At 71.3% G+C, this 25,444-nt stretch carries 27 protein-coding genes; 8 read left to right on the forward strand and 19 right to left on the reverse strand.

From position 1 onward, the window contains the following. Window positions 1-111 precede the first annotated feature (111 nt). The gene (locus ORG17_RS16755) at window positions 112-1,587 is read left to right on the forward strand and encodes an NCS2 family permease (protein WP_027466783.1); all 1,476 of its coding nucleotides are present in this window, start codon (window positions 112-114) and stop codon (window positions 1,585-1,587) included. Window positions 1,588-1,729: 142 nt separating this feature from the next. On the opposite strand, the gene ORG17_RS16760 is transcribed toward ORG17_RS16755, so the two are convergent. From ORG17_RS16760 to ORG17_RS16770, 3 genes are read right to left on the reverse strand one after another with little or no spacing between them, the layout of a single operon-like run. Next, window positions 1,730-2,182: a hypothetical protein gene (locus ORG17_RS16760; RefSeq protein WP_152377013.1), complete on the reverse strand. Its 453-nt coding sequence runs from the start codon at window positions 2,180-2,182 to the stop codon at window positions 1,730-1,732. A gap of 39 nt (window positions 2,183-2,221) precedes the next feature. Next, the gene (locus ORG17_RS16765) at window positions 2,222-2,566 is read right to left on the reverse strand and encodes a hypothetical protein (protein ID WP_214526092.1); all 345 of its coding nucleotides are present in this window, start codon (window positions 2,564-2,566) and stop codon (window positions 2,222-2,224) included. A gap of 4 nt (window positions 2,567-2,570) precedes the next feature. After that, window positions 2,571-3,035 carry a hypothetical protein gene (locus ORG17_RS16770; RefSeq protein WP_027466785.1) on the reverse strand — a complete coding sequence of 155 codons (465 nt, stop codon included), beginning with the start codon at window positions 3,033-3,035 and terminating at the stop codon, window positions 2,571-2,573. Window positions 3,036-3,135: 100 nt separating this feature from the next. On the opposite strand from ORG17_RS16770, the gene ORG17_RS16775 reads away from it, so the two are divergent. Further along, window positions 3,136-3,402: a hypothetical protein gene (locus tag ORG17_RS16775; RefSeq protein ID WP_035809269.1), complete on the forward strand. Its 267-nt coding sequence runs from the start codon at window positions 3,136-3,138 to the stop codon at window positions 3,400-3,402. Window positions 3,403-3,428: 26 nt separating this feature from the next. Continuing rightward, window positions 3,429-3,944: a DUF1697 domain-containing protein gene (locus tag ORG17_RS16780; RefSeq protein WP_214526091.1), complete on the forward strand. Its 516-nt coding sequence runs from the start codon at window positions 3,429-3,431 to the stop codon at window positions 3,942-3,944. Window positions 3,945-4,100: 156 nt separating this feature from the next. Here ORG17_RS16780 and budC read toward each other — a convergent pair whose 3' ends face one another. The 3 genes from budC to ORG17_RS16795 all read right to left on the reverse strand — a co-directional run bounded on the left by budC (window position 4,101) and on the right by ORG17_RS16795 (window position 8,407). Then, window positions 4,101-4,868: a meso-2,3-butanediol dehydrogenase gene (gene budC / locus ORG17_RS16785; RefSeq protein ID WP_027466787.1), complete on the reverse strand. Its 768-nt coding sequence runs from the start codon at window positions 4,866-4,868 to the stop codon at window positions 4,101-4,103. 187 nt (window positions 4,869-5,055) lie between these two features. Beyond that, window positions 5,056-7,566: a glycoside hydrolase family 65 protein gene (locus tag ORG17_RS16790; RefSeq protein ID WP_027466788.1), complete on the reverse strand. Its 2,511-nt coding sequence runs from the start codon at window positions 7,564-7,566 to the stop codon at window positions 5,056-5,058. 73 nt (window positions 7,567-7,639) lie between these two features. Further along, window positions 7,640-8,407: an HAD family hydrolase gene (locus ORG17_RS16795; RefSeq protein WP_214526090.1), complete on the reverse strand. Its 768-nt coding sequence runs from the start codon at window positions 8,405-8,407 to the stop codon at window positions 7,640-7,642. 201 nt (window positions 8,408-8,608) lie between these two features. On the opposite strand from ORG17_RS16795, the gene ORG17_RS16800 reads away from it, so the two are divergent. After that, window positions 8,609-9,964: an APC family permease gene (locus tag ORG17_RS16800; protein WP_035809271.1), complete on the forward strand. Its 1,356-nt coding sequence runs from the start codon at window positions 8,609-8,611 to the stop codon at window positions 9,962-9,964. 71 nt (window positions 9,965-10,035) lie between these two features. Here the strand turns inward: ORG17_RS16800 and ORG17_RS16805 are convergent, their stop codons facing one another. From ORG17_RS16805 to hxlB, 3 genes are all read right to left on the reverse strand, one after another. Continuing rightward, window positions 10,036-10,758: an alpha/beta hydrolase gene (locus ORG17_RS16805; protein WP_214526089.1), complete on the reverse strand. Its 723-nt coding sequence runs from the start codon at window positions 10,756-10,758 to the stop codon at window positions 10,036-10,038. 123 nt (window positions 10,759-10,881) lie between these two features. Next, window positions 10,882-11,505, reverse strand: coding sequence for a 3-hexulose-6-phosphate synthase (hxlA, locus tag ORG17_RS16810; RefSeq protein ID WP_027466791.1), 624 nt, complete (start codon window positions 11,503-11,505; stop codon window positions 10,882-10,884). Between the two features lie 11 nt (window positions 11,506-11,516). Beyond that, the gene (gene hxlB, locus ORG17_RS16815) at window positions 11,517-12,080 is read right to left on the reverse strand and encodes a 6-phospho-3-hexuloisomerase (RefSeq protein ID WP_027466792.1); all 564 of its coding nucleotides are present in this window, start codon (window positions 12,078-12,080) and stop codon (window positions 11,517-11,519) included. Between the two features lie 110 nt (window positions 12,081-12,190). On the opposite strand from hxlB, the gene ORG17_RS16820 reads away from it, so the two are divergent. Further along, entirely contained in the window at window positions 12,191-13,036 is an 846-nt protein-coding gene (locus ORG17_RS16820; protein ID WP_214526088.1) for a helix-turn-helix transcriptional regulator, read from the forward strand. Here the strand turns inward: ORG17_RS16820 and ORG17_RS16825 are convergent. The 9 genes from ORG17_RS16825 to ORG17_RS16865 form a co-directional block, all read right to left on the reverse strand. Then, window positions 13,020-13,538 carry a helix-turn-helix domain-containing protein gene (locus tag ORG17_RS16825; protein WP_027466794.1) on the reverse strand — a complete coding sequence of 173 codons (519 nt, stop codon included), beginning with the start codon at window positions 13,536-13,538 and terminating at the stop codon, window positions 13,020-13,022. The genes ORG17_RS16820 and ORG17_RS16825 overlap by 17 nt on opposite strands. A 96-nt stretch (window positions 13,539-13,634) precedes the next feature. Beyond that, window positions 13,635-14,318 carry a response regulator gene (locus ORG17_RS16830; protein WP_027466795.1) on the reverse strand — a complete coding sequence of 228 codons (684 nt, stop codon included), beginning with the start codon at window positions 14,316-14,318 and terminating at the stop codon, window positions 13,635-13,637. Then, window positions 14,315-16,807, reverse strand: a complete 2,493-nt coding sequence (locus ORG17_RS16835) for an ATP-binding protein (RefSeq protein WP_301565267.1) — start codon at window positions 16,805-16,807, stop codon at window positions 14,315-14,317. The genes ORG17_RS16830 and ORG17_RS16835 overlap by 4 nt, the downstream gene beginning before the upstream one ends. 130 nt (window positions 16,808-16,937) lie before the next feature. Then, the gene (gene kdpC, locus ORG17_RS16840; RefSeq protein WP_027466797.1) at window positions 16,938-17,537 is read right to left on the reverse strand and encodes a K(+)-transporting ATPase subunit C; all 600 of its coding nucleotides are present in this window, start codon (window positions 17,535-17,537) and stop codon (window positions 16,938-16,940) included. Between the two features lie 2 nt (window positions 17,538-17,539). Continuing rightward, complete coding sequence (kdpB, locus tag ORG17_RS16845) at window positions 17,540-19,639, reverse strand: potassium-transporting ATPase subunit KdpB (protein ID WP_214526086.1); 2,100 nt, start codon at window positions 19,637-19,639, stop codon at window positions 17,540-17,542. Continuing rightward, window positions 19,636-21,318, reverse strand: a complete 1,683-nt coding sequence (gene kdpA, locus ORG17_RS16850; RefSeq protein ID WP_214526085.1) for a potassium-transporting ATPase subunit KdpA — start codon at window positions 21,316-21,318, stop codon at window positions 19,636-19,638. Before kdpA ends, kdpB begins: the two co-directional genes overlap by 4 nt. Continuing rightward, window positions 21,318-21,407: a potassium-transporting ATPase subunit F gene (locus tag ORG17_RS18425; RefSeq protein WP_017887940.1), complete on the reverse strand. Its 90-nt coding sequence runs from the start codon at window positions 21,405-21,407 to the stop codon at window positions 21,318-21,320. The genes kdpA and ORG17_RS18425 overlap by 1 nt, the downstream gene beginning before the upstream one ends. Next, window positions 21,404-21,541: a hypothetical protein gene (locus ORG17_RS16860; RefSeq protein ID WP_155896901.1), complete on the reverse strand. Its 138-nt coding sequence runs from the start codon at window positions 21,539-21,541 to the stop codon at window positions 21,404-21,406. Before ORG17_RS16860 ends, ORG17_RS18425 begins: the two co-directional genes overlap by 4 nt. A gap of 117 nt (window positions 21,542-21,658) precedes the next feature. Next, window positions 21,659-22,603: a helix-turn-helix transcriptional regulator gene (locus ORG17_RS16865; protein WP_214526084.1), complete on the reverse strand. Its 945-nt coding sequence runs from the start codon at window positions 22,601-22,603 to the stop codon at window positions 21,659-21,661. A gap of 62 nt (window positions 22,604-22,665) precedes the next feature. Between ORG17_RS16865 and ORG17_RS16870 the strand changes: the two genes are divergently transcribed. After that, window positions 22,666-23,085 carry a VOC family protein gene (locus tag ORG17_RS16870; RefSeq protein ID WP_214526083.1) on the forward strand — a complete coding sequence of 140 codons (420 nt, stop codon included), beginning with the start codon at window positions 22,666-22,668 and terminating at the stop codon, window positions 23,083-23,085. Window positions 23,086-23,104: 19 nt separating this feature from the next. On the opposite strand, the gene ORG17_RS16875 is transcribed toward ORG17_RS16870, so the two are convergent. Then, a complete protein-coding gene (locus tag ORG17_RS16875; protein ID WP_214526082.1) occupies window positions 23,105-23,980 on the reverse strand; it encodes a putative RNA methyltransferase in 876 nt (291 codons plus the stop codon). A 34-nt stretch (window positions 23,981-24,014) separates the two neighbouring features. Between ORG17_RS16875 and ORG17_RS16880 the strand changes: the two genes are divergently transcribed. Further along, window positions 24,015-24,770 (forward strand): SDR family NAD(P)-dependent oxidoreductase, encoded by a 756-nt coding sequence (locus ORG17_RS16880; protein ID WP_214526081.1) that lies wholly within the window; start codon window positions 24,015-24,017, stop codon window positions 24,768-24,770. 49 nt (window positions 24,771-24,819) lie between these two features. Next, window positions 24,820-25,440: a CG0192-related protein gene (locus ORG17_RS16885; protein ID WP_214526080.1), complete on the forward strand. Its 621-nt coding sequence runs from the start codon at window positions 24,820-24,822 to the stop codon at window positions 25,438-25,440. Window positions 25,441-25,444 lie beyond the last annotated feature (4 nt).

The raw sequence follows: 25,444 nt of genomic DNA on the forward strand, positions 1-25,444 counted from the left end.
CGGGCAGACGCCCAGCGCGAGGTGCGCGATCCGCGTGGAACGGGCCTCCCGGCTGTCACAACCTGTGAGACCGGTGTGACACGCCCGAAACCCAGCGTCCTTTAAACTCCCGTGGTGAGCGCCCCGCAGACCGACACCACGCCCCGGAACCGCTTCGCGACCGGCCTCGATCGATTCTTTTCCATCACGCAACGCGGATCGTCGATCCCCCGCGAGGTCCGCGGTGGCCTCGTCTCGTTCGTGACGATGGCGTACATCGTCATCCTGAACCCCCTCATCCTCGGCGGGTTCAGCGCCGACCAGGCCGCCAAGGACGTCAGCGGCGGATGGCTCGAGAACGCTCAGGTGGCCGCGGCGACCGGACTCGTCGCCGGCGTCATGACCATCGCGATGGGCATCATCGCGAACCTGCCGTTCGGCATCGCCGCGGGGCTCGGGATCAACTCGTTCCTCGCCGTCAGCGTCGTGCACCAGGTCACCTGGGCCGAGGCGATGGGGCTGGTCGTCATCAACGGTGTGATCATCGTGATCCTCGCGTTGACCGGCATCCGGACGATGATCTTCACCGCCGTCCCGGCACAGCTCAAGGCAGCCATCACGGTCGGCATCGGCCTGTTCATCGCGTTCATCGGGCTCGTCGACTCCGGCTTCGTGCGGTCCTCCGGGCTCGCGTCGCCGCCGCTGCAGCTCGGCGAGGACGGCTCCGTCGGCGCCCTGCCGACCATCGTGTTCCTGATCGGCCTGATCATCATCGGCACGCTCATGGCCCGCCGGGTCAAGGGTGCGCTGCTCATCGGCATCGTCGCGACCACGATCATCGCGATCATCCTGCAGGCGATCTTCCAGGTGCCGACGTCGGTCGACTCGAAGACCGGCTGGAACCTCAACGCCCCCGGCCTGCCGAGCGCACTGTTCGCCGTGCCGGACCTGTCGCTCGTCGGCCACGCCGACGTCTTCGGTGCCTTCACCCGCATCGGCCCGCTCGCCGCGTCGATGCTCGTCTTCACCCTCGTCTTCACGAACTTCTTCGACGCCATGGGCACCATGACCGGTCTCGCCAAGGCCGCCGGTGTCGCGAAGCCCGACGGCACGTTCCCCCGCCTGAAGTCGGCGCTCGTCGTCGAGGGCGTCGGCGCGATCGCCGGTGGTGGCGCGTCGGTGTCGTCGAACACGGTCTTCATCGACTCGGCTTCCGGCATCGGGGAGGGCGCCCGCACGGGCATGGCCTCGGTCGTCACCGGCCTGCTGTTCCTGGCGTCGATGTTCCTCACGCCGCTCACCCAGGTCGTCCCGCTCGAGGTCGCCGCCGCCGGGCTCGTCGTCGTCGGTGCGCTCATGGTCGCGCAGGTCGCGGACATCTCGTGGTCGGACTTCGGCTCGGCCCTGCCGGCGTTCCTGACGATCGTCGTCATGCCGCTGACCTACTCGATCGCGAACGGCATCGGCGCCGGCTTCATCAGCTGGGTGCTCATCAAGCTGCTGTCCGGCCGTGGCCGTGAGGTCTCGTGGCTGCTCTACGTCGTCGCCGCGGGCTTCCTGCTGTACTTCGCGCGGGGGCCGCTGGAGGCGCTGCTCGGCGTCGGCTGAGGCTTGCTCGGGCGGGGCCTGTCACAAGACGCCGTCGTGTCATCGAGACGCCGCCGATTCCGGCGGCGTCTCGACGTTTCTGGGGCGTCTCCGCAAGATGCCGGCGTCTTCCGCAGGCCGGCGTCGGCCTGGAGGCCCGTGGTCAGTCCGGCAGGTCGCTCGGCGTGGCCTCGTGGTGGCGCTGGTCCTGGGTGCGACGGTCTTCCTTCATGCCCGCCTCGAACAGGTGGCGACGGCCCTGCACGAGCTCGTCGCGCGCCGTGCGCTCGAGCTCCTTGGCGAGGGCGTAGTAGCCGTCGTCGTAGTCCTCGACGATCTGGAACGTCCAGCGGCCCGCGATGACGTTGCGGCCCACGAGTTCGGTGTCGATGCGTTCGGCGAGTTCGATGTGCCCGGCCTTCCGCAGCTGCTCGACCGCCTCACCGAGGTTCAGGTCAGCGGTGCCGGTCAGTCGGTGGAACCCGTAGAGCAGACCGCGGGCGTGCTCGATGACCTCGACCGCGGCGGACAGGCTGCCGAGCGCCTCGACCGTGGCCTCGGACACCCCCTCGGGAACCTGGTGCTGCGCGTCGGGGCCCTGTGCGTCGTTCGTCATGGGTCCCGTCTACACGACGGCTGCCGAGGCCGAGCGCAGTCACTTCGTCTGGTTGGGGTGGTGGGTGTGCACGTCGGTGATGCACACCACCCGGTCATCCACGTCGACCGTGAACCAGATCCGGGCGCCGCGCTTCAGCTCGAACTGACGACGCGTCCACTCCCGGCCGGAGTGTCGAACCACACCGAGTTCCCCGCGCAGGGCGTGGCAGGACAGGTCCTCGGTCAACGGATCCGTGGTCAGCCGATCCCACGCGGCAGCGACTGCGTTCCGCTGCACCCCCACCACGTCGCGCCACCCCTGTTCCGCGCCGCGCGTCCCGAAGACGATCGTGTACTCCGTCGAACGGATCGGCCGGGGGACCCCGCCGCGCCGGCCCGCCACCGCGTCAGGGCTTCTCGACGCGGATCGGCTCAGCGAGGATCTCCGGCTCTCCGGTGTCCCAGCCCGCTGCGATCGCCTCGGCGCTGTTGCGCCACGCCTGCATCTCGAGCAGGAGCCTGCGCGGCTGCCGGAGCGAGAACGAGCCACGGGCGACGTCGACGATCTCCCGGGCGAAGCGCTGCTGGTCTGCGGCGCTGAGGAGCTTGATCCACGGGTACGGGATCGCCAACCGATCGTGGAGTGGCAGTTGCTCGTTGAGCGTCACCGCTGCGATGAGCTGCGCCGCGATGTCCAGGACCGCGTCGTCGTCGTCGGACCGTTCCTTCGTGGTGAGGACGAGGGGCTTCCCGTCGCGACGGGTGACCTCGAGCGGGGCTTCTTCCGCGGCGGCGAACACCTGCTTGGCGTGGCGGGAGAGGTCAGAGGACTGCACCGACCGTCGGGATCGGGGCGGAGCAACGAGCGTCATGGATCGAGCCTATTCAGAACGTGTTCTGAACGCAACGGTCGGTTGCGACGTCGGAGGTCGACACCTACCATTCGAACACACGTTCGAACGAGGAGACCCGATGATGATCACCGACACGGCCGCCACGGTGTGGTGGGCCGAGGGCACGCCGACCCGGCTGGTGTGGGCCGGCCGGCGCTGGCGGGTGAGCGACACCCCCACCCGGCTGACCGTGACGCGCGCTGAACTGCCCACCGCGATCACCCATGCGCCCGAACGCACGGTGGGCTGGCGGTTCCAGGCGACCAGCGACGACGACGGCGAGGCCCTGGTGGTCGACATCGTGCCGCAGGGTGCCGGCTGGGGCGTGGCCCGGACGTGGACGTGAGCGGCCCGGACCGCTACCGTCCGGACATGGACAGGTGGGTGGCGCTGCTGCGCGGCGTCAACGTGAACGGCATCACGATCCGGAGCGCCGAGCTCGCGGAGCTCTTCCGAGGGCTCGGGTTCGACGACGTCCGCACCGTGCTCGCCTCGGGCAACGTCGTGTTCTCCGCCGACGTGCTCGCCGAGCAGCTCAAGACGTCGATCGAGCAGGGGCTGCGCGACCGGTTCGGGTACGACGCCTGGATCGTGCTCGTCCGGCACGACGCCCTCGCGGCCGTGATCGACGGTTTCCCCTTCGCGCGTTCCGACGAACGACACGACTACGTGGTGTTCGGGTCCGACGACGGTGCGCTCGACGCGTTGGTCGGGGACCTCGGACTCGACGAGTCGGTCGAGCGGGTCGCCCGCGGGAACGGGGTCGTCTACTGGTCCTGCCCGAAGGGTTCGAGCACCGACACGGTGTTCGCCAAGCGGGCCGGCGCCGCACGCTTCAAGCGCACGACGACGACCCGCAACACGAACACCCTGCGGAAGCTCCTGTGACGCTCGGCACCCTGCACCACGTCGAGCTCCGCACCGCCGACCTCGACGCCGCCGCCGGGTCCTGGGGCTGGCTGCTGGCGGCTCGGCCCGTTGTACGTCGTCCTCGAATCGGCGCCACTGGACGGCGATCACGACCGCCGCCGACGCCGGGGTGGCTCAGGCCTGCGGCGGCTGCCCGTTGCTCGCCATGGTGCCGCCGTCCACGGGTAGGACCGCACCCGTGATGAACGAGGCCGCGTCGCTGGCCAGGAACAGGATCGCCTCGGCGACCTCGGCAGAGCGACCCCCGCGGCCGAGGGCGATGCGCTCGGTGAACTTCGACTGCAGGGCCTCGTCCTCCGCCTGCTCCTGGGTCAGGTCGGTCCAGATGAGTCCCGGAGCGACGGCGTTCACGCGCACGCCGAACTGCCCGTTGTCGAGCGCAGCGGCCTTGGTGAAGTTCGTCACGCCACCCTTCGCCGCGTTGTAGGGGCTCATCCGCCAGTCGGCGTCCTCACCGGAGACCGACGACGTGTTGACGATCGACCCCTTCGTCTCGCGCAGGAACGGCAGGGCCGCCCGGGTGCCGTAGAACACACCGGACAGATCGGTCTCGATGACCCGGCGCCACTCGTCCGTGCTGATGTCGGTGATGTCGCCCGAGCTGAAGGTCCCGGCGTTGTTCACCAGGACGTCGAGGCGGTCGAAGCGGTCGATCGCCGCCGAGACGACGGTCTCCCAGTCCTCCGGGCTCGCCACGTCGGCGTGCAGGGCGACGACCCGGTGCGTCGGCAGGGAGTCACCCACCGCGCGGACCTTCTCCTCGACGCTGTCGGTCAGCACGACCGATGCGCCCTCGTCGATGAACGCCCGCACCGTCGCCTCACCGATGCCGGACCCCGCGCCCGTGACGATCGCGACCTTGCCCTCGAACCGGTTGCCCATGATGTCTCCTCTCGTTGCACGAACCGTGCCCGGGGAGACGCCATCGACCCGAGGGGCACGGCAGACCACGGTGCCCCGGGCCGACTGGACGCGTTCGGAGGCGCCGGGAACACCCCGGGGACGCAGGTCGCCCCGGCACCGCGAGGCGGAACCGGGGCGACGTGCGACTGCGGCGCAGGGACCGGCGTCAGCCGGTCGAGTCGTCGAGGTCGAAGTCGCGCTCCAGGGAGATCGTCGGGATCGACGCGGTGATGACCGAGCCGTCCGCCCGCAGCGTGCCCTGGATGTCGCTGGTGGTCGGGGCGTGCCCGGACATGCGCGGCCCGTGGTGCGGCAGCGGCACCACGGTGGGCTCCCCCGCCTCGATGTCCCACTGCTGGTTGTGCACCCACACCGTGAAGCCCGAACCGGTCTCGACCGTGAGGGTCATGGCTTCCTGCTCCAGGTCCACCCGGACCCGCGACCCGCGCACCGTCAGACGGTAGGACAGACGGTCCCAGTGCTTCGGCAACCGCGGGTTGAAGGTCATCCGACCGCCGTGGTCACGCATGCCACCGAAGCCGTTGACGAGCGCACCCCAGATGCCACCGGTCGACGCGATGTGCACGCCGTCCGAGGTGTTGCCGTGCAGGTCCGCCAGGTCGACGTAGAGCGCGGTCTGGAAGTACTGGTCGGCGAGGTCGTGGTACCCGACCTCGGCCGCCATGATCGACTGGACGACCGCGGACAGCGTCGAGTCACCGGTGGTGAGCGCGTCGTAGTAGTCGAAGTCGCGACGCTTCTCGGCCGCCGTGAACTCGTGCCCCTGCAGGAACAGCGCGAGCACGACGTCGGCCTGCTTGAGCACCTGGAACCGGTAGATCACCAGCGGGTGGTAGTGGAGCAGCAGCGGGCGCTTGGACTCCGGGGTGTTCTCGAGGTCCCAGAGTTCCTTGTCGAGGAACTGGGCGTCCTGCGGGTGGATGCCGCGGTGCGGGTCGAACGGGATCTCCATCGACTCGGCGGCGTGCTCCCACTCGACGAGCTCGTCCGGCTGCAGGCCGGTCCGGCGCACCATGCGGTCGTACTCTTCGGCGTCGTCGGCGGCGAGCTCGCGGCAGGCGTTGACGGCGAACCACAGGTTCGCCCGCGCCATGACGTTCGTGTACAGGTTGTCGTCGACGACGGTCGTGTACTCGTCCGGCCCGGTGACACCGTCGATGTGGAACTTCTTGTCGCCGTTGGACCGCCAGAACCCGAGGTCGGCCCAGAGCCGGGCGGTCTCCACGAGCACGTCGATGGCGCCGCGCTTCAGGAACTCGCGGTCGCCCGAGGCCCGGACGTACTGCATGAGCGCATGCGAGATGTCGGCATCGATGTGGTACTGCGCGGTGCCGGCGGCGTAGTACGCGCTGGACTCTTCCCCGTTGATCGTCCGCCACGGGAACAGGGCACCGCGCTGGTTCAGCTCGCGGGCCCGAGCCCGTGCCGCGTCGAGCATGTTGTAGCGGAAGCGCAGGGCGTTCCGGGCGACGATCGGCGCCGTGTACGACAGGAACGGCAGGACGTAGATCTCCATGTCCCAGAAGTAGTGGCCGCCGTAGCCGGAGCCGGTGACGCCCTTCGCGGCGATGCCGTGGCCGTCGGTGCGGGCGGTGGCCTGCGCCAGCTGGAAGAGGTTCCAGCGGACGGCCTGCTGGATCGCGGGCTGACCGGCGATCTCGACGTCGCTGCGGGCCCAGTAGTCGTCGAGCCAGTCGCGCTGCTTCGCGAAGGTCTCGTCGACGTTCTCGGCGTGCGCGCGGTCCAGCGTGCGGTCGCACCGGTCGGCGAGCTCGCGCACGGGCACCCCGCGGGAGGTGTGGTAGACCACGTGCTTCACGAGCCGGATGGGCTGCCCCGCGCGGGCCTGCACCCGGTAGACGTGCTTCGCCAGGTCGTCCTCGATCGACGACGACTCGTCCCAGCTGTTCTCGGTCTCGATGTGGTGCTCGACGCCGACGCAGATCGTCATGCCGGAGCTGGAGGCCTGGTACCCCAGGACCGAACGGCCCCCGGTGCTGCGCTTGAGCTTCGGCACGAGCACCCGCTCGGTGAACGACTCGGCCTTGCGCGGGTCGAAGGCGTTCGCCGCGGCCCGCATGCCGGCGTGGTACTCGTCCTGCACGTCCTGGCGGTTGAGGATCTGGCTGGACAGCAGGATCGAGGCGTCCGCGTCGAGCACGGTGACCTCGTAGTCGATGACGGCGAGGTGCCGGTCGGTGAACGACACGAGTCGACGTGCCCGGATGAGCACCCGCTTGCCGGACGGCGTCGACCACTCGGTCTCGCGGAACAGGTAGCCGCCGCGGAACTCCAGCCGACGCGTGTGCCGGAGGATGTCGGCTTCGGCCAGCACGAGCGGCTCGTCGTCGACGTAGAGGCGGATGACCTTGGCGTCGGGCGCGTTGATGATCGTCTGCCCGGTCTTCGCGAAGCCGAAGGCGTCTTCCGCGTGCCGGATCGGCCAGGTCTCGTGGAACCCGTTGATGTACGTGCCGTACTGCACGCCGCCACGGCCTTCGTCGAGGTTGCCGCGCAAGCCGAGGTACCCGTTGCCGACGGCGAAGTTCGTCTCGGCGACGCCCTGCTCGTCGGGGGTGTACTCGGTCTCGACGAGGGCCCACTCGTCGATCGGGTAGCGGACGCGGTCGAGGGGGTCCGAGGTGATGGGGTTCATGCTGCTCCGTGGGAAGGGAGGGAGATGGGTGCGTCGGTGCGGCCGGCAGGCAAGGAGTGCCCGGCCGGGTGGCCTACGTCGTGCTGGTGGCCGGTGTGGGCAGCTCGTCGATGAGTTCGGCGAGGTCGGACACCACGACGTCGGCACCGTGCTCGCGCAGGGCGTCCGCCCCGGCGCCGCGGTCGACACCGACGACGAGACCGAACGAACCGTTGCGGCCGGCTTCGACCCCGCTGGTGGCGTCCTCGACCACGACGCACTCGGCGGCGGTGAGCCCGAACCGTGTCGCCGCGTCGAGGTAGGTGTCGGGCGCGGGCTTGCCGGTCAGGCCGTCCTGGCGCGCGACGAGCCCGTCGACGACCACCGGGAACCGGTCGAGGATGCCCGCCGTCCGGAGCACCGAGGTGGCGTTCGCCGAGCTCGAGACGACCGCGACGGACAGTCCGGCGGCGATCGCGGCGGTCAGGAACCGCAGCGAACCCGGGTAGGGCTCGACGCCGTGCTCGTCGAGCTCGGCGGTGAACTCCGCGTTCTTCCGGTTGCCGAGCCCGCACACCGTGTCGGTGTCGGGCGCGTCGTCGGGGGTGCCCTGCGGCAGGTCGATGCCGCGCGACTCGAGCAGCGAGCGCACGCCGTCGTAGCGGGGCTTGCCGTCGATGGAGGTGAAGTAGTCCTGCTCGGTGTACGGCGCGACCCCGTGCGCTTCGAGGTACGGCGTGAACAGTCGACTCCAGGCCCGCATGTGGACGTCGGCGGTCGGGGTGAGCACGCCGTCGAGGTCGAACAGGAGCGCCCGCTGGTCACTGAGTCGAGCGGGCGTGCGGTGGTCCTGCGTCGTCATCTGCGGTCCTCCGGGGACTGGTGGTGGACGTGTGGCTCCCGACGAGTCTAGGACCGCTCCAGTCCGGACGTTCCGACGCGCCGCACCCTGTGGAGAGAGTTCCCCGACCGCTCCGCTGTGCAGGGAGGACCCCGGCCACGGCGCACCTGTGAGGCCTCTGATACACACCCCGGCACGCTGACCCGGACGAAAGGCACCACCATGACCAGCGACACCACGGCCGCACCCCACGACGGCACGCAGTCGAAGCTCCGCCAGGCGATCACCGGCCCGCTGCTGTTCCTCTTCATCCTCGGCGACGTGCTCGGCGCCGGCATCTACGCCCTGATGGGGACGCTGGCGAAGGACGTCGGCGGTGCACTCTGGGCACCGCTGGTGCTCGCGCTCCTGCTGGCACTGCTCACGGCGGGCTCCTACGCCGAACTCGTGACGAAGTACCCGAAGGCCGGCGGTGCCGCGGTCTTCGCCGAACGCGCCTACAAGGCGCCCATCGTCTCGTTCCTGGTCGGGTTCAGCATGCTCGCCGCCGGCGTCACGAGCGCCGCCGGCCTGTCGCTCGCCTTCGCCGGCGACTACCTCGGCACGTTCGTCGACCTGCCGCCCGTGCCCACCGCGATCGTCTTCCTCGCCCTGATCGCCTGCCTGAACGCCCGCGGCATCTCCGACTCGCTCAAGAGCAACGTCGTGATGACGATCATCGAGGTCTCCGGTCTCGTCATCGTGATCGTCGTCGTGGCCGTGATGCTCGGCGGTGGCGGCGGTGACGTCTCCCGGATCGGCGCGTTCCCGTCCGAGGCCAACCCGGCCCTGGCGACCCTGAGCGCCGCGATCGTCGCCTACTACTCGTTCGTCGGCTTCGAGACGTCCGCCAACATCGCGGAGGAGGTCCGCGACCCCCGCCGCGTCTACCCGAAGGCCCTGTTCGGCGCCCTCGCCACGGCCGGCGTCGTCTACGTCCTCGTCGCCCTCGCCAGCGCGATCGCCCTGCCCGCTTCGGAGCTGTCCGAGTCCAGCGGCCCGCTGCTCGCGGTCGTCTCCGCCACGGGCGTCCCGATCCCCGACTGGGTCTTCAGCCTCATCGCCCTGGTCGCCGTCGCGAACGGCGCGCTGCTCACGATGATCATGTCGAGCCGCGTGACCTACGGCATGGCCGAGCAGCGGCTCCTGCCCGCCCTGCTCGCGAAGGTCCTGCCGAACCGGAAGACCCCGTGGACCGCCATCGTCGCCACCACGATCGTCGCGATGCTCCTGACCCTGGTGGGTGACGTGGGCGTGCTGGCCGAGACCGTCGTGCTCCTGCTGCTCTTCGTGTTCATCAGCACCAACGTCGCCGTCCTGGTGCTCCGCCGCGACCACGTCGAGCACGACCACTTCCGGGTCTGGACGTTCGTCCCGGTGCTCGGGGTGCTGTCGTGCATCCTGCTGCTGACGCAGCAGAGCGGTCAGGTCTGGCTCTACGCCGCGATCCTGCTCGCCGTCGGCGTGGTCCTGTACTTCGTCGCCCGGTTCACCGGGCGCCGTTCCGGACGCGACCACGAGGCGGGCGTGATCCACTGACGGCACGTCCCACGGGCCTCCAGGCAGACCGTCTGGAGGCCCGTGGTGCGTCCGCCGGTCCGCCCGCGTGGTCAGCGCAGGTCGCGCACCCAGGCCTCGATCGCGTCCGAGATCTGCTGGCGGGCATCAGCACGGCTGATGGTCGCCGTGCGGTCGCCCGGCTGGTCGCCGTAGGCGCCGAAGTCGGCGTGGTTCGACCCCTGGATCTCGGTCATGGTGGCGGTCGACGGCAGCTTGTCCCGCGCGGCGTCGACCTTGGCCGGGGTCGACAGGCCGTCACGCGAACCGGAGACGCTCAGCACGTCGATGTACGAACGGCTGATGTCGTTCGCGCAGTAGCTGCCGAGCAGCAGCAGGCCGTCGGCGTCCTGGGCGAGCTGGCACGCGCGGACCCCGCCGAGGGAGTGCCCGCCGACCGCCCAGCGGGTCACCGAGGGTGCGTGGGCCTCGAACGTGGCGAGCGGCCGGGTGTCGAAGAACGCGAGGTTCAGCGTCGGCTTCGTGACGACCACCGTCGTGCCGTTGGCGACCACCTGCCGGAACGTGGCCATGTAGGCGTACGGATCGACCTTCGCGCCGGGGATGAAGACGATCCCGACCCCGTCGGCCTGGCCGGTCGGGGTCATCACCACCGAGTCACCGGCGTCCCGGACCGCGATCCGGTCGTCGCGCCAAACCTGCAGGGCGGCGCTGCGGGTGCCCTGCATCACGATGTGCGCCCAGACGAGGAACACCACCGCGATCAGCACGACGACGGCGACGATCCAGGTTGTCCAGCGCAGCGCTCGGTTCATGTGGCCACCGTACGGCGCATCCGGACGGCGGCGTTCGCTTCGTGAGCAGGAATGGTCGGGTGCGACGTGCACACCCGACCATTCCTGCTCACGATGTCGCCCGGGAAGGGCGACCGGGACGCGCTACTTGATGGCGGCGCGAATCTCGGCGGCTGCTGCGCCGACGTCCGAGGCGCTGTAGATCGCGCTGCCGGCGACGGCGATGCGGGCACCGGCCTCCTGCACCGAGGCGACCGAGGACGCGTTCACGCCACCCGCGATCGAGAACGGGACGCCCGACTCCTTGCCGGCGTCGAGCAGCGTCGAGAACGTGAAGCCCTCTTCGGCCTGCTCGTCGAGCCCGGCGTGGACCTCGACGAACTCGGCGCCGAGTGCGACGACCTCGCGGGCACGGGCGGCCTTGTCGGAGACGCCGATCAGGTCGACGACGATGCCCTTGCCGTGCTTCTTCGCGGCCTTGACGGCGCCGACGATCGTCGAGTCGCCGGCGACACCGAGGACGGTGACCAGGTCGGCACCGGCCGAGAAGGCGATGTCGGCCTCGAGCTCACCGGCGTCCATGGTCTTGAGGTCGGCGAACACGATCTTGTCGGGGTGTGCTTCCTTGATCGCGGTGACGGCGGACAGGCCGGCGCTCTTGATCAGGGGCGTGCCGAGCTCGAGGACGTCGACGTGCGGCGCGGCCGCGGCGGCGAGCTCGAGGGCGGCTTCGGTGGTCAGGGTGTCCATGGCGAACTGGAGCTGCATGGGTGTGCCTTTCATTCGAGGTTGGCGTGACGGGGCCAGAGGTCGTCGGCGGACTGCCCGCCTCGGGCCCACAGGGCGTGGAACACGGCGTCGCCCACCAGGGCGACGGCCTGTTCGAAGAGGCCACCGGCGTACTGGGCCGAGGCGGTGCCGGAGCGGTCGGTCTTCGTCGCGGCGGGCAGCACGATCGTGACGTCCGCCAGCTCGGAGAGCGGGGAGTCGTCGGTGGTCGAGAGCGCCACGACGGATGCGCCGACCTCGTGCGCGGTGCGCGCGGCCTGCACGATGCCGGTGGTCGTACCGGAGCCGCTCGCCACGAGGAGCAGGTCACCCGGTCTGATGGCCGGGGTGGTGACCTCGCCGACGACGTGCGCGTCGAGGCCCAGGTGCATGAGGCGCATCGCGGTCATGCGGAGGGCGAGTCCGGAGCGACCGGCGCCGTGGACGAACACCCGGTCGGCGCCCTCGATGAGGTCGAGTGCGCGCTGGGCCGGGGCGTCGTCGAGGCGGGCCGCCAGGTCGCCGACCTCGCGGACGACCAGGTCGAGCGCTGCGGAGACGGTGGTTGCTGCCATGCCCTCGATCCTTCCGTCGCGCGCCTCGGCACGCCGCTACCCGCCCCGGCAGGGACCCCATCCCATCGGGTGGGCCCGTCCGCTCGGGTGGGACGGGTACGGTCGCGTCCATGGACGCATCGGTCGACACCCTGGAGGCCCGGGGCGGCTCCGCCATCCGGCTCGCGGCCGCCGAGCACGCCCGCGCGGTCGCCGAGCAGGCGGATCGGCACGCGCTGACCCTCGAGTCCGTCCTCGCCGTGCTCCGGTCGTCGCGGGTCACCGACGCGGCCGCCCGGGCCGAGGCCGTCGAGATCGCCTCGGCCGCCCTCGTCGACCTGCGCACCGTGACCGATCAGCAGCGGAGCACCCTGCTCGAACCCGTCACCGGCGCGTTCTCGCGGTTGCGCGCCGACCTGCGGCCGCTCGTGCGCTTCGGGGACCTCGACGTGCAGTTCGTCGAGCCGCCGGCCACCGGCCGTGCGCTCCCGGGTGACGTCGCCCACGCGGCCCGGGCGATCGTCCGGACCGCGGTGCTCGCCCTGGTCGACGACGGTGCGGCGAAGCGGGTGCGCATCCAGTGGGACTGCGACGGCCGGAACCTGCTCATGCAGCTCCGCGACGACGGCTCCGGGACGCTCGACGTGCACGACGACGCCATGCGGCCGATCGCGGAGCGGGTCGTCACGCTCGACGGGCGGGTGCAGGTCGCGAGCACGCCCGGCTGGGGGTCCGTGCTCGACATCTCACTGCCGCTCGACCCGCGGCCGACCGAGGTGGACGCGGTCGACGACGGCGACCTGACCCCGCGGGAGCGCGACGTCCTGCGGCTCGTCGCGACCGGTGTCGGCAACCGGGAGATCGCCGAGGGACTCGGCATCAGCGTCAACACCGTGAAGTACCACGTGGCGAACCTGCTCCGGAAGCACGGCGCCCGGACCCGGGCCGAGCTCGCGGCGTTCAGCTCCCGGGCGTGAACCGACGGGATCGCGACGAGGCGTCCCGACGAGACCGCGACAACGGGTACCGACGGTCGAGCGCGGGCTCGACGACGGTCGCCATCAGGAACTGGGAGAGCAGCCGCCCACCCGCCCAGTAGATGGGGATGACGAAGATCGCGGCACCCGGCCAGATGCGCGAACCGATGAGCGCCAGGGTGCCGAGCGTCACGACGATGCCGACGCCGGAGTACAGGTACTGCCAGCCGCGCGAAGCAGCGTCGCGCTGCGCCTGCTCGCGCTCGGCGCGCTCGTCGAGACCGCGCACCCCGGGGTCGAGCGACGCCGGCTCCTCGGTGGCGAACAGGTCGCGCACGGGGACCTCGAGGGCCGTGGCCACCGCGGACAGCGACTCCAGGCTCGCGTCGTTGCCGCTCTCCATCCGTTGCACCGTCCGCACGGCGATGCCGCTCGTCTCGGCCAGTCGTTCCTGGGTCCAGCCCCGCAGTCGTCGGAGTTCACCGATCCGCATCTCGTTCATGTCCTGAACAGTAGGGAACCGCGGAACGGCACACCACGACAGGGACCCGCCACCGACACGACAGCTTCCCGCCAGTTCCCCGACAGCGGTGGTCCCCTACGCTCCGGGGGCGAAGCGGTACCCCATGCCGGACTCCGTCACCAGGTACCGCGGGTGCGCGGGGTCGGGCTCGAGCTTCCGCCGCAGCTGCGCCATATACAGCCGCAGGTACCCGGAGTCGTTGCCGTGCGTCGGCCCCCAGACCTCGGTCAGCAGCATCTCGCGGGTCATCAGGCGGTCGGGGTTCGTGACCAGGACCTCGAGCAGGCGCCACTCGGTGGGCGTCAGGCGGATCGCCGGACCCTCGGCCGGGGTGACCTGCTTCGCCACGAGGTCCACGAGCAGCGGTCCGATCGCGATCGTCGGGGTCTCCTCCGACGCCACCACCCGTCGCCGTCCGAGTGCCCGCAGCCGGGCGAGGAGCTCGTCCATCTGGAACGGCTTCGTCACGTAGTCGTCGGCACCGGCGTCGAGCGCGTCGACCTTGTCGGACGAGTCGGTGCGCCCGGAGAGCACGAGGACCGGCACCTGCGACCAGGCCCGGACGCCCTCGAGCACGCCGATGCCGTCGAGCCGGGGCATGCCGAGGTCGAGCAGCACCAGGTCGGGGCGCTCGGTGATGACGGCGTCGATCGCCTCGCGCCCGTCCCGAGCCGTGACGACGTCGTACCCGCGCGCCGAGAGCGTCACCGAGAGCGCGCGGACGAGCTGCGCGTCGTCGTCAGCGATCAGGACCTTCATCGGATCTCCACTCCCACGTGCCCGGCGATCGGCAGCCGCACCACGACGGTGAGCCCACCGCCCGGGGTGTCGTCGACCTCGATCGTGCCGCCCATGCCCTCGGTGAACCCACGCGCCAGGGCCAGGCCGAGCCCGAGGCCGGTCTCGTTGTCGGTGTCACCGAGTCGCTGGAACGGCTGGAACACCTCGTCGCGGCGGTCCTCGGGGATGCCTGGGCCGTGGTCGGCCACGCGGAGTTCCACCCCGCCGGCGAACGCGCTCGCGGCGACCCGGACGTGGGTGCCGTCCGGGGCGTACCGGGCGGCGTTGGCGAGCAGGTTCACGACGACGCGCTGCAGCAGGACCGGGTCGGCGAGCACCGGTGGCAGATCCGCGGGCAGGTCGAGGTCGACGTCGTCCGGGCCGAGCTCCAGCTCGTCGAGCGCGGGGGCGACCACCGTCTCGAGCGCGATCGCCGCCGGGGTGACCGCGAGGACACCGGCTTGGACCCGACTGACGTCCAACAGGTCTGCCAACAGCACCGCCAGCTGACCGAGGCTCTCGTCGGCGGTCGCGAGCAGCGCCTCCCGGTCGGCCCCGGACAGGTCGATGTCGGGCGCACGCAGCGTCTGCACGGCGGCGGAGGCCGCGGCGATGGGGCGGCGCACGTCGTGGCCGACGGCCGCGAGCAGCGCGCTCCGGACCCGGTCGGCGGCGGCGATGCGCTCGGCACCGACGGCGGTGCGTGTCAGTTCGCGGTGCTCGACGGCGGCGTCGAGCTGCTGCTCGACGACACGCAGCAGCCGGCGCTGGGTCGGGTCGTCGGGCGCACCGGCGAACTCGAGCACGGCACCGGACGCCAGCGTCGTCGACGCGTCCGGCGTCGCACCGAACTCGCCGGAGGTCGCCGGCACCTCGTCGCCCTGGCGGATCCGGACGCCGGCGAAGCCGAACGCCTCCCGTGTGCGGTCGAGCAGTGCCTGCAGGGCGTCGTCGCCGCGGAGCACGCTGCCGGCGATGCCCATCAGGAGCCCGGACTCAGCCGAGGCCCGACGGGCAGCACGCGACCGCCGGGCGGACCGGTCGACCACGAAGCTGACCAGCACCGCACTGATCACGTACATGACCAGGGCGAACAGGTGCCACGGCTGCTGGACGGTGACCATGTAGAGGGGTTGCACGAAGAAGTAGTCGAGGCTCAGCCCGGACAGCACGGCCGTGAAGACCGCCGGCCACATCCCGCCCACGAGCGCCACGACCAGGACGAGCAGCTGGTACGCCAGTACGTCCACCGTGATGGCGTCCGGGTCGCTGCCGATCGACAGCACCCAGGTGAGCAGCGGCCCGACCAGGACCGACAGCACGAACCCGGCGACCACCCGGCCGCGGGACAGGCTGCCGCCGAGCTTGGGCAGGGTGATCCCGCCGCCGGCGCGCTCGTGCGTGACGACGTGCACGTCGATGTCGCCGGACTCGCGGATCACGGTGTTGCCGATCCCCGGACCGGTCATGGCGGCCGCGAGCCGGCTGCGGCGGCTGACCCCGATCACGATCTGGGTGGCGTCGATCGACCGCGCGAACCGCACCAGCGTGCTCGGCACGTCGTCGCCGACGACCTGGTGGTACGTGCCACCGAGCTGCTCGAGCAGGGTCCGCTGCTTGCCGAGTGCGCCGGGGTGCCGGACGCGCAGGCCGTCGTTCGTCGTCACGTGCACGGCGGCGAGTTCCCCACCGGCGCTGCGGGCGGCGATGCGGGCGCCGCGGCGCAGCAGGGTCTCACCCTCGGGGCCGCCGGTCAGGGCGACGAGCACGCGCTCCCGGGTCTCCCACCGGTGCTCGATGCCGTGCTCGGCGCGGTAGGCCTTGAGCGCGTCGTCGACCTCGTCGGCGAGCCAGAGCAGGGCGATCTCGCGCAGTGCGGTGAGGTTGCCGAGGCGGAAGTAGTTCGACAGCGCGGCGTCGATCCGGGCCGCCGGGTAGACGAGCCCGTCGGAGAGCCGTTCGCGCAGCGCTGCCGGGGCCAGGTCGACGACCTCGATCTGGTCGGCCGCACGCACCACGGCGTCGGGGACGGTCTCGCGCTGCACGGTTCCGGTGATCTCGCGGACCACGTCGCCGAGGGACTGCATGTGCTGCACGTTGACGGTCGAGATGACGTCGATGCCGGCGTCCCGCAGCGCTTCGACGTCCTGCCAGCGCTTCTCGTTCGGGCTCCCCGGGGCGTTCGTGTGCGCGAGTTCGTCGACCAGCGCGACCTCGGGTGCCCGGGCGATGACGGCGTCGAGGTCGAGGTCGTCGAGGTCGACACCCCGGTGCGAGACGGTGCGGCGGGGCACGACCACGAGCCCGTTCACCAGTGCTGCGGTGGCGGCGCGCTCGTGCGTCTCGACGACGGCGACGACCACGTCGCGACCCTCGTCGAGCAACCGACGCCCCTCTTCGAGCATCGTGTAGGTCTTGCCGACACCGGGCGCCGCACCGAGCAGGACCCGCAGCTTCCCGCGCTTCACGTGCTCATCCTCTCGCGTGCGGGGGTCGGCGCGGGGGCTGCGCACAACCAAAGTGACCTCGCGCCGCGCGATTCCGCGGTTCCGCGCGACTTCGGTTGTGCGCAGCGCACTCGCGCCGGGCCGCCCACGCTCAGGACGCCTTCGCCAGCGCCAGGTTCAGCGCGAGCACGTTCACCACGGGCTCACCGAGGAACCCGAGCTGCCGCGACTCGGTGTGCGACGCCACCAGCTGCCGCACGGTGTCCGCTGACAGGCCGCGCGCCGAGGCCACACGGGCCACCTGCTGCGACGCGTAGGCGGGGCTGATGTCCGGGTCGAGCCCCGAACCGGAAGCGGTCACGGCGTCGGCAGGCACCTGCGCGGCGGAGACCCCGTCGGCCTTCGCCAGCGCCGCACGACGCTCCTCGACGGCCTTGAGCAGGTCGGCGTTGTTCGGCCCGAGGTTCGAGCCGGAGGACGCTCCCGCGTCGTAGCCGTCCCCGGCGGCGGACGGCCGCGACTGGAACCAGCGGTCGGCCTGCTTGCCCGTGAACGACTGCCCGATCAACGAGGAACCGACGACCTTGCCGGACGAGTCCGTGACCATCGAACCGTTGGCCTGGTCGTGGAACGCCGCCTGGCCGACGCCCCAGACGGCGAGCGGGTACCCGACGCCCAGGACGACGGTGGCGACGAGGGTGAGGCGGATGGCCACACCGGCGGAACGGAAGGTGGAACGTGCAGATGCCATGACTAGAACCCCGGGATGAGACCGACCACGAGGTCGATCAGTTTGATGCCGATGAAGGGGACGACCACGCCGCCCAGCCCGTAGACGAGCAGGTTGCGGCCGAGGATCGACGACGCTGCGGCTGCGCGGTACTTGACGCCACGCAGGGACAGCGGGATGAGCGCCACGATGACGAGCGCGTTGAAGACGACCGCCGACAGGATCGCGGACGACGGGCTGTGCAGCCCCATGATGTTGAGCGCCGCGAGCCCCGGGAACGCGGCCTGGAACATCGCCGGGATGATCGCGAAGTACTTCGCGACGTCGTTGGCGATGGAGAAGGTGGTCAGGGCGCCGCGGGTGATGAGCAGCTGCTTGCCGATGCGGACGACGTCGATGAGCTTGGTCGGGTCGGAGTCGAGGTCGACCATGTTGCCCGCCTCCTTCGCCGCCGTCGTGCCGGTGTTCATCGCGACGCCGACGTCCGCCTGCGCCAGGGCCGGGGCGTCGTTGGTGCCGTCACCGGTCATGGCGACGAGGTTGCCGCCCTCCTGCTCGCGCTTGATGTACGCGAGCTTGTCCTCCGGGGTGGCCTCGGCGAGGAAGTCGTCGACGCCGGCCTCGTGGGCGATGGCGGCCGCGGTGCGCGGGTTGTCGCCCGTGATCATGACCGTGCGGATGCCCATCGACCGGAGCTCGGCGAACCGCGACGCCATGCCGTCCTTGACGACGTCCTTCAGGTGCACGACACCGAGCAGCGTGACCGCGCCCGTCGACGAGCGGCGACCGACGACGAGCGGGGTGCCGCCCTGGTCGGAGATCTCCGCGACGGTCGCGTCGATGGCCGACACCACACCGGCTTCGGTGGTGTCCGCCCAGGCGAGCACTGCCGCAGCAGCGCCCTTTCGGATCTGCGAGCCGTCCGGCAGGTCGAGACCCGACATGCGCGTCTGCGCCGTGAACGGCACCTCGACGGCGCCGTCGGGCAGACCGACGGCGGCGCCGTCCTCGCGCGCCAGGTCGACGATCGAGCGCCCCTCAGGGGTCGAGTCCGCAGCACTCGACAGGGCTGCCGCTTCCATCAGCGAAGCCTCGCTCACGCCCGGCACGGGCACCACGCGGGATGCCCGTCGGTTGCCGTAGGTGATCGTGCCGGTCTTGTCGAGCAGCAGCGTCGTGATGTCACCGGCGGCCTCGACCGCGCGGCCCGACATCGCCAGCACGTTGTGCTGCACGAGCCGGTCCATGCCGGCGATGCCGATCGCGGAGAGCAGGGCTCCGATGGTGGTCGGGATGAGGCAGACGAGCAGGGCGATGAGCACCGGCACGCTGACCGTCGCACCGACGAGCCCCGCGATGGGCTGCATCGTCAGGCAGACGATCACGAAGACGATCGACAACGAGGCGAGCAGGATGTTCAGCGCGATCTCGTTCGGCGTCTTCTGCCGTGCCGCACCCTCGACCAGGCGGATCATCCGGTCGATGAAGGTCTCACCCGGCGTCGAGGTGATGCGCACGACGATCCGGTCCGACAGCACCCGGGTGCCGCCGGTGACGGCACTGCGGTCACCGCCGGACTCGCGGATGACCGGCGCGGACTCACCCGTGACGGCCGACTCGTCGACCGACGCGATGCCGTCGATGACGTCCCCGTCGCCCGGGATGACCTCGCCGGCGACGACCACGACCACGTCGCCCTTGGCCAGGTCGACGGACGCGACCTCCTCGGTCTGGTTGCCGGTCGCGGCCGCGTCGGTCGTCGCGTACCCGAGCACCCGGCGGGCGCTCGTGGTCGAACGGGTCTTCCGCAGGGTGTCGGCCTGCGCCTTGCCGCGACCCTCGGCCACCGACTCCGCCAGGTTGGCGAAGACGACGGTGAGCCAGAGCCAGACGGCGATGGCGATCGTGAACGCGGACGGCTCGGCGACGGCGGCCGCCGTCGTCAGCGCTGCGCCGACCTCGACGATGAACATGACGGGGTTCCGCCACATGAGTCGCGGATCGAGTTTCCGCAGGGCGCCCGGGAGGCCCGCCACCAGTTGGCGGGGTCCGAATGCGGACGAGCGGGTGGCCGGTTCCACGGCGGTGCGCGGTTCCGACTCCGTGGTCACGGGGGTGGTCATGACAGTCCTTCTGCGAGCGGACCCAGTGCGAGCACCGGGAAGTAGGTGAGTGCGGTGACGATGACGGCGACGCCGCCGAGCAGCCCGATGAACAGCGGGCGGTGGGTGGGCAGCGTGCCGGCGGTCTCCGGCACCCGGTCCTGCGCGGCGAGGGACCCGGCGAGCGCCAGGACGAACACCATCGGCACGAAGCGGCCGAGCAGCATCACGACGCCGAGCGAGGAGTTCATCCACGTGGTGTTCGCGGTGAGCCCGCCGAAGGCCGAGCCGTTGTTGTTCGCACCCGAGGTGAAGGCGTAGAGCAGCTCGGTCAGCCCGTGGTTGCCGGGGTTGAAGATCGACGTCCCGAGCACCTGTTCGCGGACCCCGGGGATCACGAGCGAGAGTCCGGTGGCCAGGAGCACGAGCGTCGGCGTGACGAGGATGTACAGCGCCGCGAAGGTCATCTCCTTGGCGCGGATCTTCTTGCCGAGGTACTCCGGGGTGCGACCGACGAGCAGGCCGCCGATGAACACCGTGATGACGGCGAGCACGAGCATGCCGTACAGGCCGGATCCGACGCCGCCGGGGGTGACCTCGCCGAGCATCATGTTGACGAGCGCCATCATCCCGCCGATCGGGGTGTAGCTGTCGTGCATCGCGTTGACCGCCCCGGTGGACGTCGAGGTGGTCGCGGTCGAGAAGAGCGTCGAACCGAGGATGCCGAAGCGGCTCTCCTTGCCCTCCATCGCGGCCCCGGCAGCGTGTGTGGCGACACCGCCGCCGCCGAGCTCGGCGATCGACATGACCGACAGCGACACGAGGAAGATCGCACCCATCACGGCGAGGATCGCGTACCCCTGGCGGTCGTCGCCGACCAGTCGCCCGAACGTGCGCGGGAGCGAGAACGGGATGACGAGCATCAGGAAGATCTCGACGAGGTTCGTCCATGCCTGCGGGTTCTCGAACGGGTGCGCCGAGTTGGCGTTGAAGTAGCCGCCACCGTTCGTGCCGAGTTCCTTGATCGCCTCCTGCGAGGCGACGAACCCGTCGGGGATGTGCTGCGTGCCACCGATGAGCGTGGTGACGTCGGTACCGCTCCCCCACGACTGGACGACCCCACCGGCGACGAGGATGATCGCGAAGACGAACGCGCCGGGCAGCAGCAGACGGCCGAGGCCGCGCACGACGTCCACCCACACGTTGCCGAGGGTGCCGGACTTGCGACGGGCGAACCCACGCACCAGGGCCACGGCGACCGAGAGACCGACGGCCGCGGACAGGAAGTTCTGCACCGCCAGGCCGGCCATCTGCACCGAGTAGCCGAGGGTGACCTCGGGCGAGTACGACTGCCAGTTCGTGTTCGACACGAACGACGCCGCGGTGTTGAACGCGAGCGAGGGTCCGACAGCGGGCAGCCCGAGGTCGCCGGGCAGGACGACCTGGATGCGCTGCAGCAGGTAGACGAGCAGGAGCCCGGTGACGCTGAACAGCAGCACGCCGCGCAGGTAGACGGGCCAGGACTGCTCGGCGTCCGGGTCGACCCCGATCAGCCGGTAGACCCCGCGCTCGACCCGGTTGTGCCGGACGGGCGTGAAGACCTTCGCCATCCAGTCACCGAGCGGGCGGTACGCGACGACGAGCAGCAGGACGAGGGTGGCGACCTGGGCGATGCCCGCCCAGAGGTCCGCGGCGCCCACTAGAAGCGCTCCGGACGCACGAGCGCCCAGACGAGGTACACGACTGCGGCGATGCCGAGGACGGCGGCCGCGATGGTGATGCCGATCACAGCCGTTCCACCCCCTTGGCGATCAGTGCCACCACGCCGAACACGGCGAGGACACCGGCGACGACGAACACGTCGAACACGAGGGACTCCAGAAGATCTGCGGTGTCCGCGCCGGGTGACGCGGACGGCACCATGTGTGGTGCCGAGACCGATGCTGGGTCCTGCGCTGCGCCTCCAGGCCGCTCCTAACGGATCCCTGACGCCGCCCTGGCGGACGCATGCACGCTCCTAACGCGCGTGACCGAGGTGGCTCAGTCGGCCGCGGTCGCGAGTCGAGTCGACAGGTCACGAACGGCTCGGCGCAGCGCGTCCGGCCCCTCGACCCGGATCGGCACGGCCAGCCCGGCGATGACTCCGGCGAGCCCGTCCCACGACCACGATCCGAGGGTGACGCTGGCCCGGTCGTCCTCGAGCTGCTCGACCACGGCGTCCTCGGGCAGGTACGGCGCGATCCGCCGCGCATCGCCCGCCGTCGTGGTCACCGAACCGGTGCACGGCCACACGTCGTCGACCGCCGACCCCTTGAACCGCGCGGACACGAACGCGGCCGCATCGCCACCGGGGATCGGTCGCGGCGTGAAGGGGACGCGGGTGCGCATCCGGGGCGTGATCCGGTCGATGCGGTGCGTGCGCCAGTCGTCGCGGTCGACATCCCGGTCGAGCAGGTACCAGCGACCGTTCCGGGCGACGACGGCGTGCGGTTCCACCCGGTGCGGGGTCTCGTCGTCGCCGTACCCGAAGCGGAAGACCTCCTGCAGGTGGACGGCCTCGCTCACCGCCACCAGGACCTCCGGGTCGGTGGTGGTCCGGCTCGCCGCGGTCACGGCCTGCACCGCGTCGACCCGGGACCGCAGCCGCGCGGGCATCACCTGCCGAACGGTCGCCAGGGCGCGGGCCGCCGACTCGGCGACGTCCGCCCCCGAGGCCGGCGCCACGGCGAGCGCCAGGGCGATCGCCACCGCCTGGTCGTCGTCGAAGAGCAGCGGGGGCAGGTCGGATCCGGCCTCGAGCCGGTAGCCGCCGGCCGGTCCGCGGAGCGCCTCGACCCGGTACCCGAGCCCGCGGAGCCGATCGACGTCGCGGCGGACGGTGCGGGCACTGACGTCGAGCCGCCCGGCGAGCTCGTCGCCCGGCCAGTCGCGGTGCACCTGGAGCAGGGAGAGCAGCGCGAGCATCCGTGCGGAGGGTCCGGCCATGACGTCCATCTTCGTCCGAGAAGCGGACACGATCTGACCGCATTGCCCGACATCCTCGTCCCATGAGCATCGAGACGACTACCCACCTCAACTTCGACGGCGACGCCCGCGCGGCGCTCGACTTCTACGCATCGGTCTTCGGCGGCGAGGTCGCCGCCGCCACCTACGGCCAGATGGGTGCCCTGGACGACCCGGCCTGGGCGGACCGGATCGTGTTCGGTCAGGTCTCCACGGCCGCCGGCTTCCGCGTCATGGCCTTCGACGTCTGGCCCGGGCAGCCCTACGACCAGGGATCGAACGCCTTCTACGTGTTCGTGCACAGCGACGACACCGCCGAGATCCAGCGGTACTGGGCCGCACTGTCCGACGGCGCCGAGGTCCGGCAGCCCCTGGAACCCTCGGCCTGGGCACCGTTGGCCGGGCAGCTGCGCGACCGCTTCGGCGTGGTCTGGCAGCTCGACGTCGCCCCCGCTGGCGACTAGTCGGTCCTCACGGTCGCGGTCAGCGCGTCGGCGTCCACGTCGACACGGTGACCGCGGCCGTCACCGTCGCCGGCTCGAACACGGTGTCCGCCGCGACGTGGTGGTGACTCGGCCCCATGTGCACCACGTCGTGGACGTCCTCCGCCGACAGCTCCATGGTCCACGTCAGGTCCTCGGAGGACCGCAGCGCGAACGACGGCGTCAGGGAGTCGTGCAGCCGGCGCTCCTTCTCCGGGTCCACGCTGATCGTCGCCTCGGCGAGCTCCGCCAGGTGGCCGGTTCGCGGGGTCACCACCGCGAGCACGCCGTCGGCGTGCAGGACGCGGGCGTACTCGGTCTGGTTGCGGGGTGCGAAGACGTCGAGCAGGACGGCGGCAGCGCCGTCGACGACCGGGAGGCGCTCGGTCACGTCCCCGACGACGGCCCCCGCCCGCGCGTGGGCGCGTGCCGCACGCCGGATCGCGACGGCCGACAAGTCCAACGCGACCCCGAGACGTGGACCAGGCCGACCGCCGGCCGGAGCAGACGCGTCCGGCGCGGCCACGGGCCTCCCGTCCGGAACGTGCGCCGCGTCCAGCGCGTGCGCCAGGTAGGTGCCCGGGCCCGAACCGACGTCGAGCACGACGCCGGGCGCGGTGGCGTCCGCGACGATCGCGGCGAGCGCCCGCTCGACGGGCGCATAGTGGCCGCGCCCCAGGAACCGCAGCCGCGCGTCCACCATCTCCGGGGTGTCCGCGGTGAGTGCGCGGCGCTTCGCGGGCAGGAGGGTCAGGTGGCCCTGCTTCGCCTCGTCGAACCGGTGCCCGTTCGGGCAGCCGACCTGGCCGCCGTCGACGCGACCGAGGGGCTCGGCGCACACGGGGCAGGCGAGCATCGGCAGCAGGTCGTCACGCACCGGCCCAGCGTACGGGCCTCGGTAGCCTGACCGGATGTCGCTGCAGCAGCTCTTCGGCCTCGACGGCCGCACCGCACTCGTGACGGGAGGCAGCTCCGGCATCGGCCGAGCGATCGCCGCCGCACTCGCCGACGCGGGTGCCCACGTCCTCGTCGCCGCCCGGACGCCCGCGACCATCGACGCCACCGTCGCCGGCATCCGCCAGGCGGGCCGCTCGGCCGACGGCATCGTCGCGGACCTGGCCTCCCGCGCCGGAGCCCACGCACTCGCGGACTCTGCTGGTGACGTGGACGTCCTGGTGAACTCCGCCGGGATCAACCTGCGGCCGCCGATGCCCGAACTCGACGAGGCCACCTGGGACGCCACGATGGCCGTCAACCTCGACGCGCCGTTCGTGCTCGGGCAGCGGCTCGCACCCGGGATGGCGGCCCGCGGGTACGGACGGATCGTGTCGATCAGTTCGCAGCAGGCCCACCGCCCCTTCGCCGCCAGCGGCGCGTACGGGGTCTCCAAGGCCGGCCTGGAGGCGCTGGCCCGGTCCCAGGCAGAGGCCTGGTCCGTGCAGGGGGTCACCTCCAACGTCCTCGTCCCCGGTTTCGTGCGCACCCCGCTCAACGAGCGGCTCGGTTCCGACCCGGCGACGGTGGCGGCCCTCGCCGCACGGACGCTGGTCGGCCGGAACGGGCTGGCGTCGGACTTCGCCGCGGCGGCGGTGTTCCTCGCCGGGCCCGGGTCGGCCTACGTCACCGGGCAGTCCATCGCGGTGGACGGCGGGTTCTCCGTCCACTGACCCCGAGGTGCGCCGACGGCAGTGTGCTGCGCGGCAGTACGGTCAGGACATGGCAGTCATCGAGCAGGCAACGCTCCGCCCCTCCAAGGCCGAGGCGCTCGCCGCCTGGCTCCCCGACCAGGCGTGGAGCGGCGTCGTCGAGGGATCGCCGCTCCAGGTCGTCGGGCAGTTCCGGTTCGACGACCCCGCTGGCCAGGTCGGCATCGAGGTGCTCCTCGTCCGCACCGACGACGGCCGGGTCCTGCAGGCGCCACTGACCTACCGGGATGCACCACTGCCCGGCGCCGACGCGTTCCTGGTCACCGAGATGGACCACTCCGTGCTCGGGCGACGGTGGGTGTACGACGCCGTGGGCGATCCGGTCCATGCCGACGTCCTGCGCCGGGCGATCGTCACCGGCGGGCACGAAGCCTCGCTCGAGTTGGCCAACGGTGCCGGACAGCGGCCGAAGGACGCCTGGGCCCGCGGGAGCGGCTCGGCATCCGACTCCCCCACGATCACCTCGGTGCGAGCGACCACTGCGGACGCCCTGACGTCGATCGCGACCGACCACGGCACGATCGTCATCGCTCGGGTCGTCGGCACGGACCTGCCCGAGGGCGAGACGCTGACCGGGACGTGGACGGACGGCTCCGAGGTGCTCGCCGTCCTGCTGCCCGAACGCGCCTGAGGTA

This window comes from Curtobacterium flaccumfaciens pv. betae (assembly GCF_026241855.1).
Lineage (GTDB): Bacteria > Actinomycetota > Actinomycetes > Actinomycetales > Microbacteriaceae > Curtobacterium > Curtobacterium flaccumfaciens.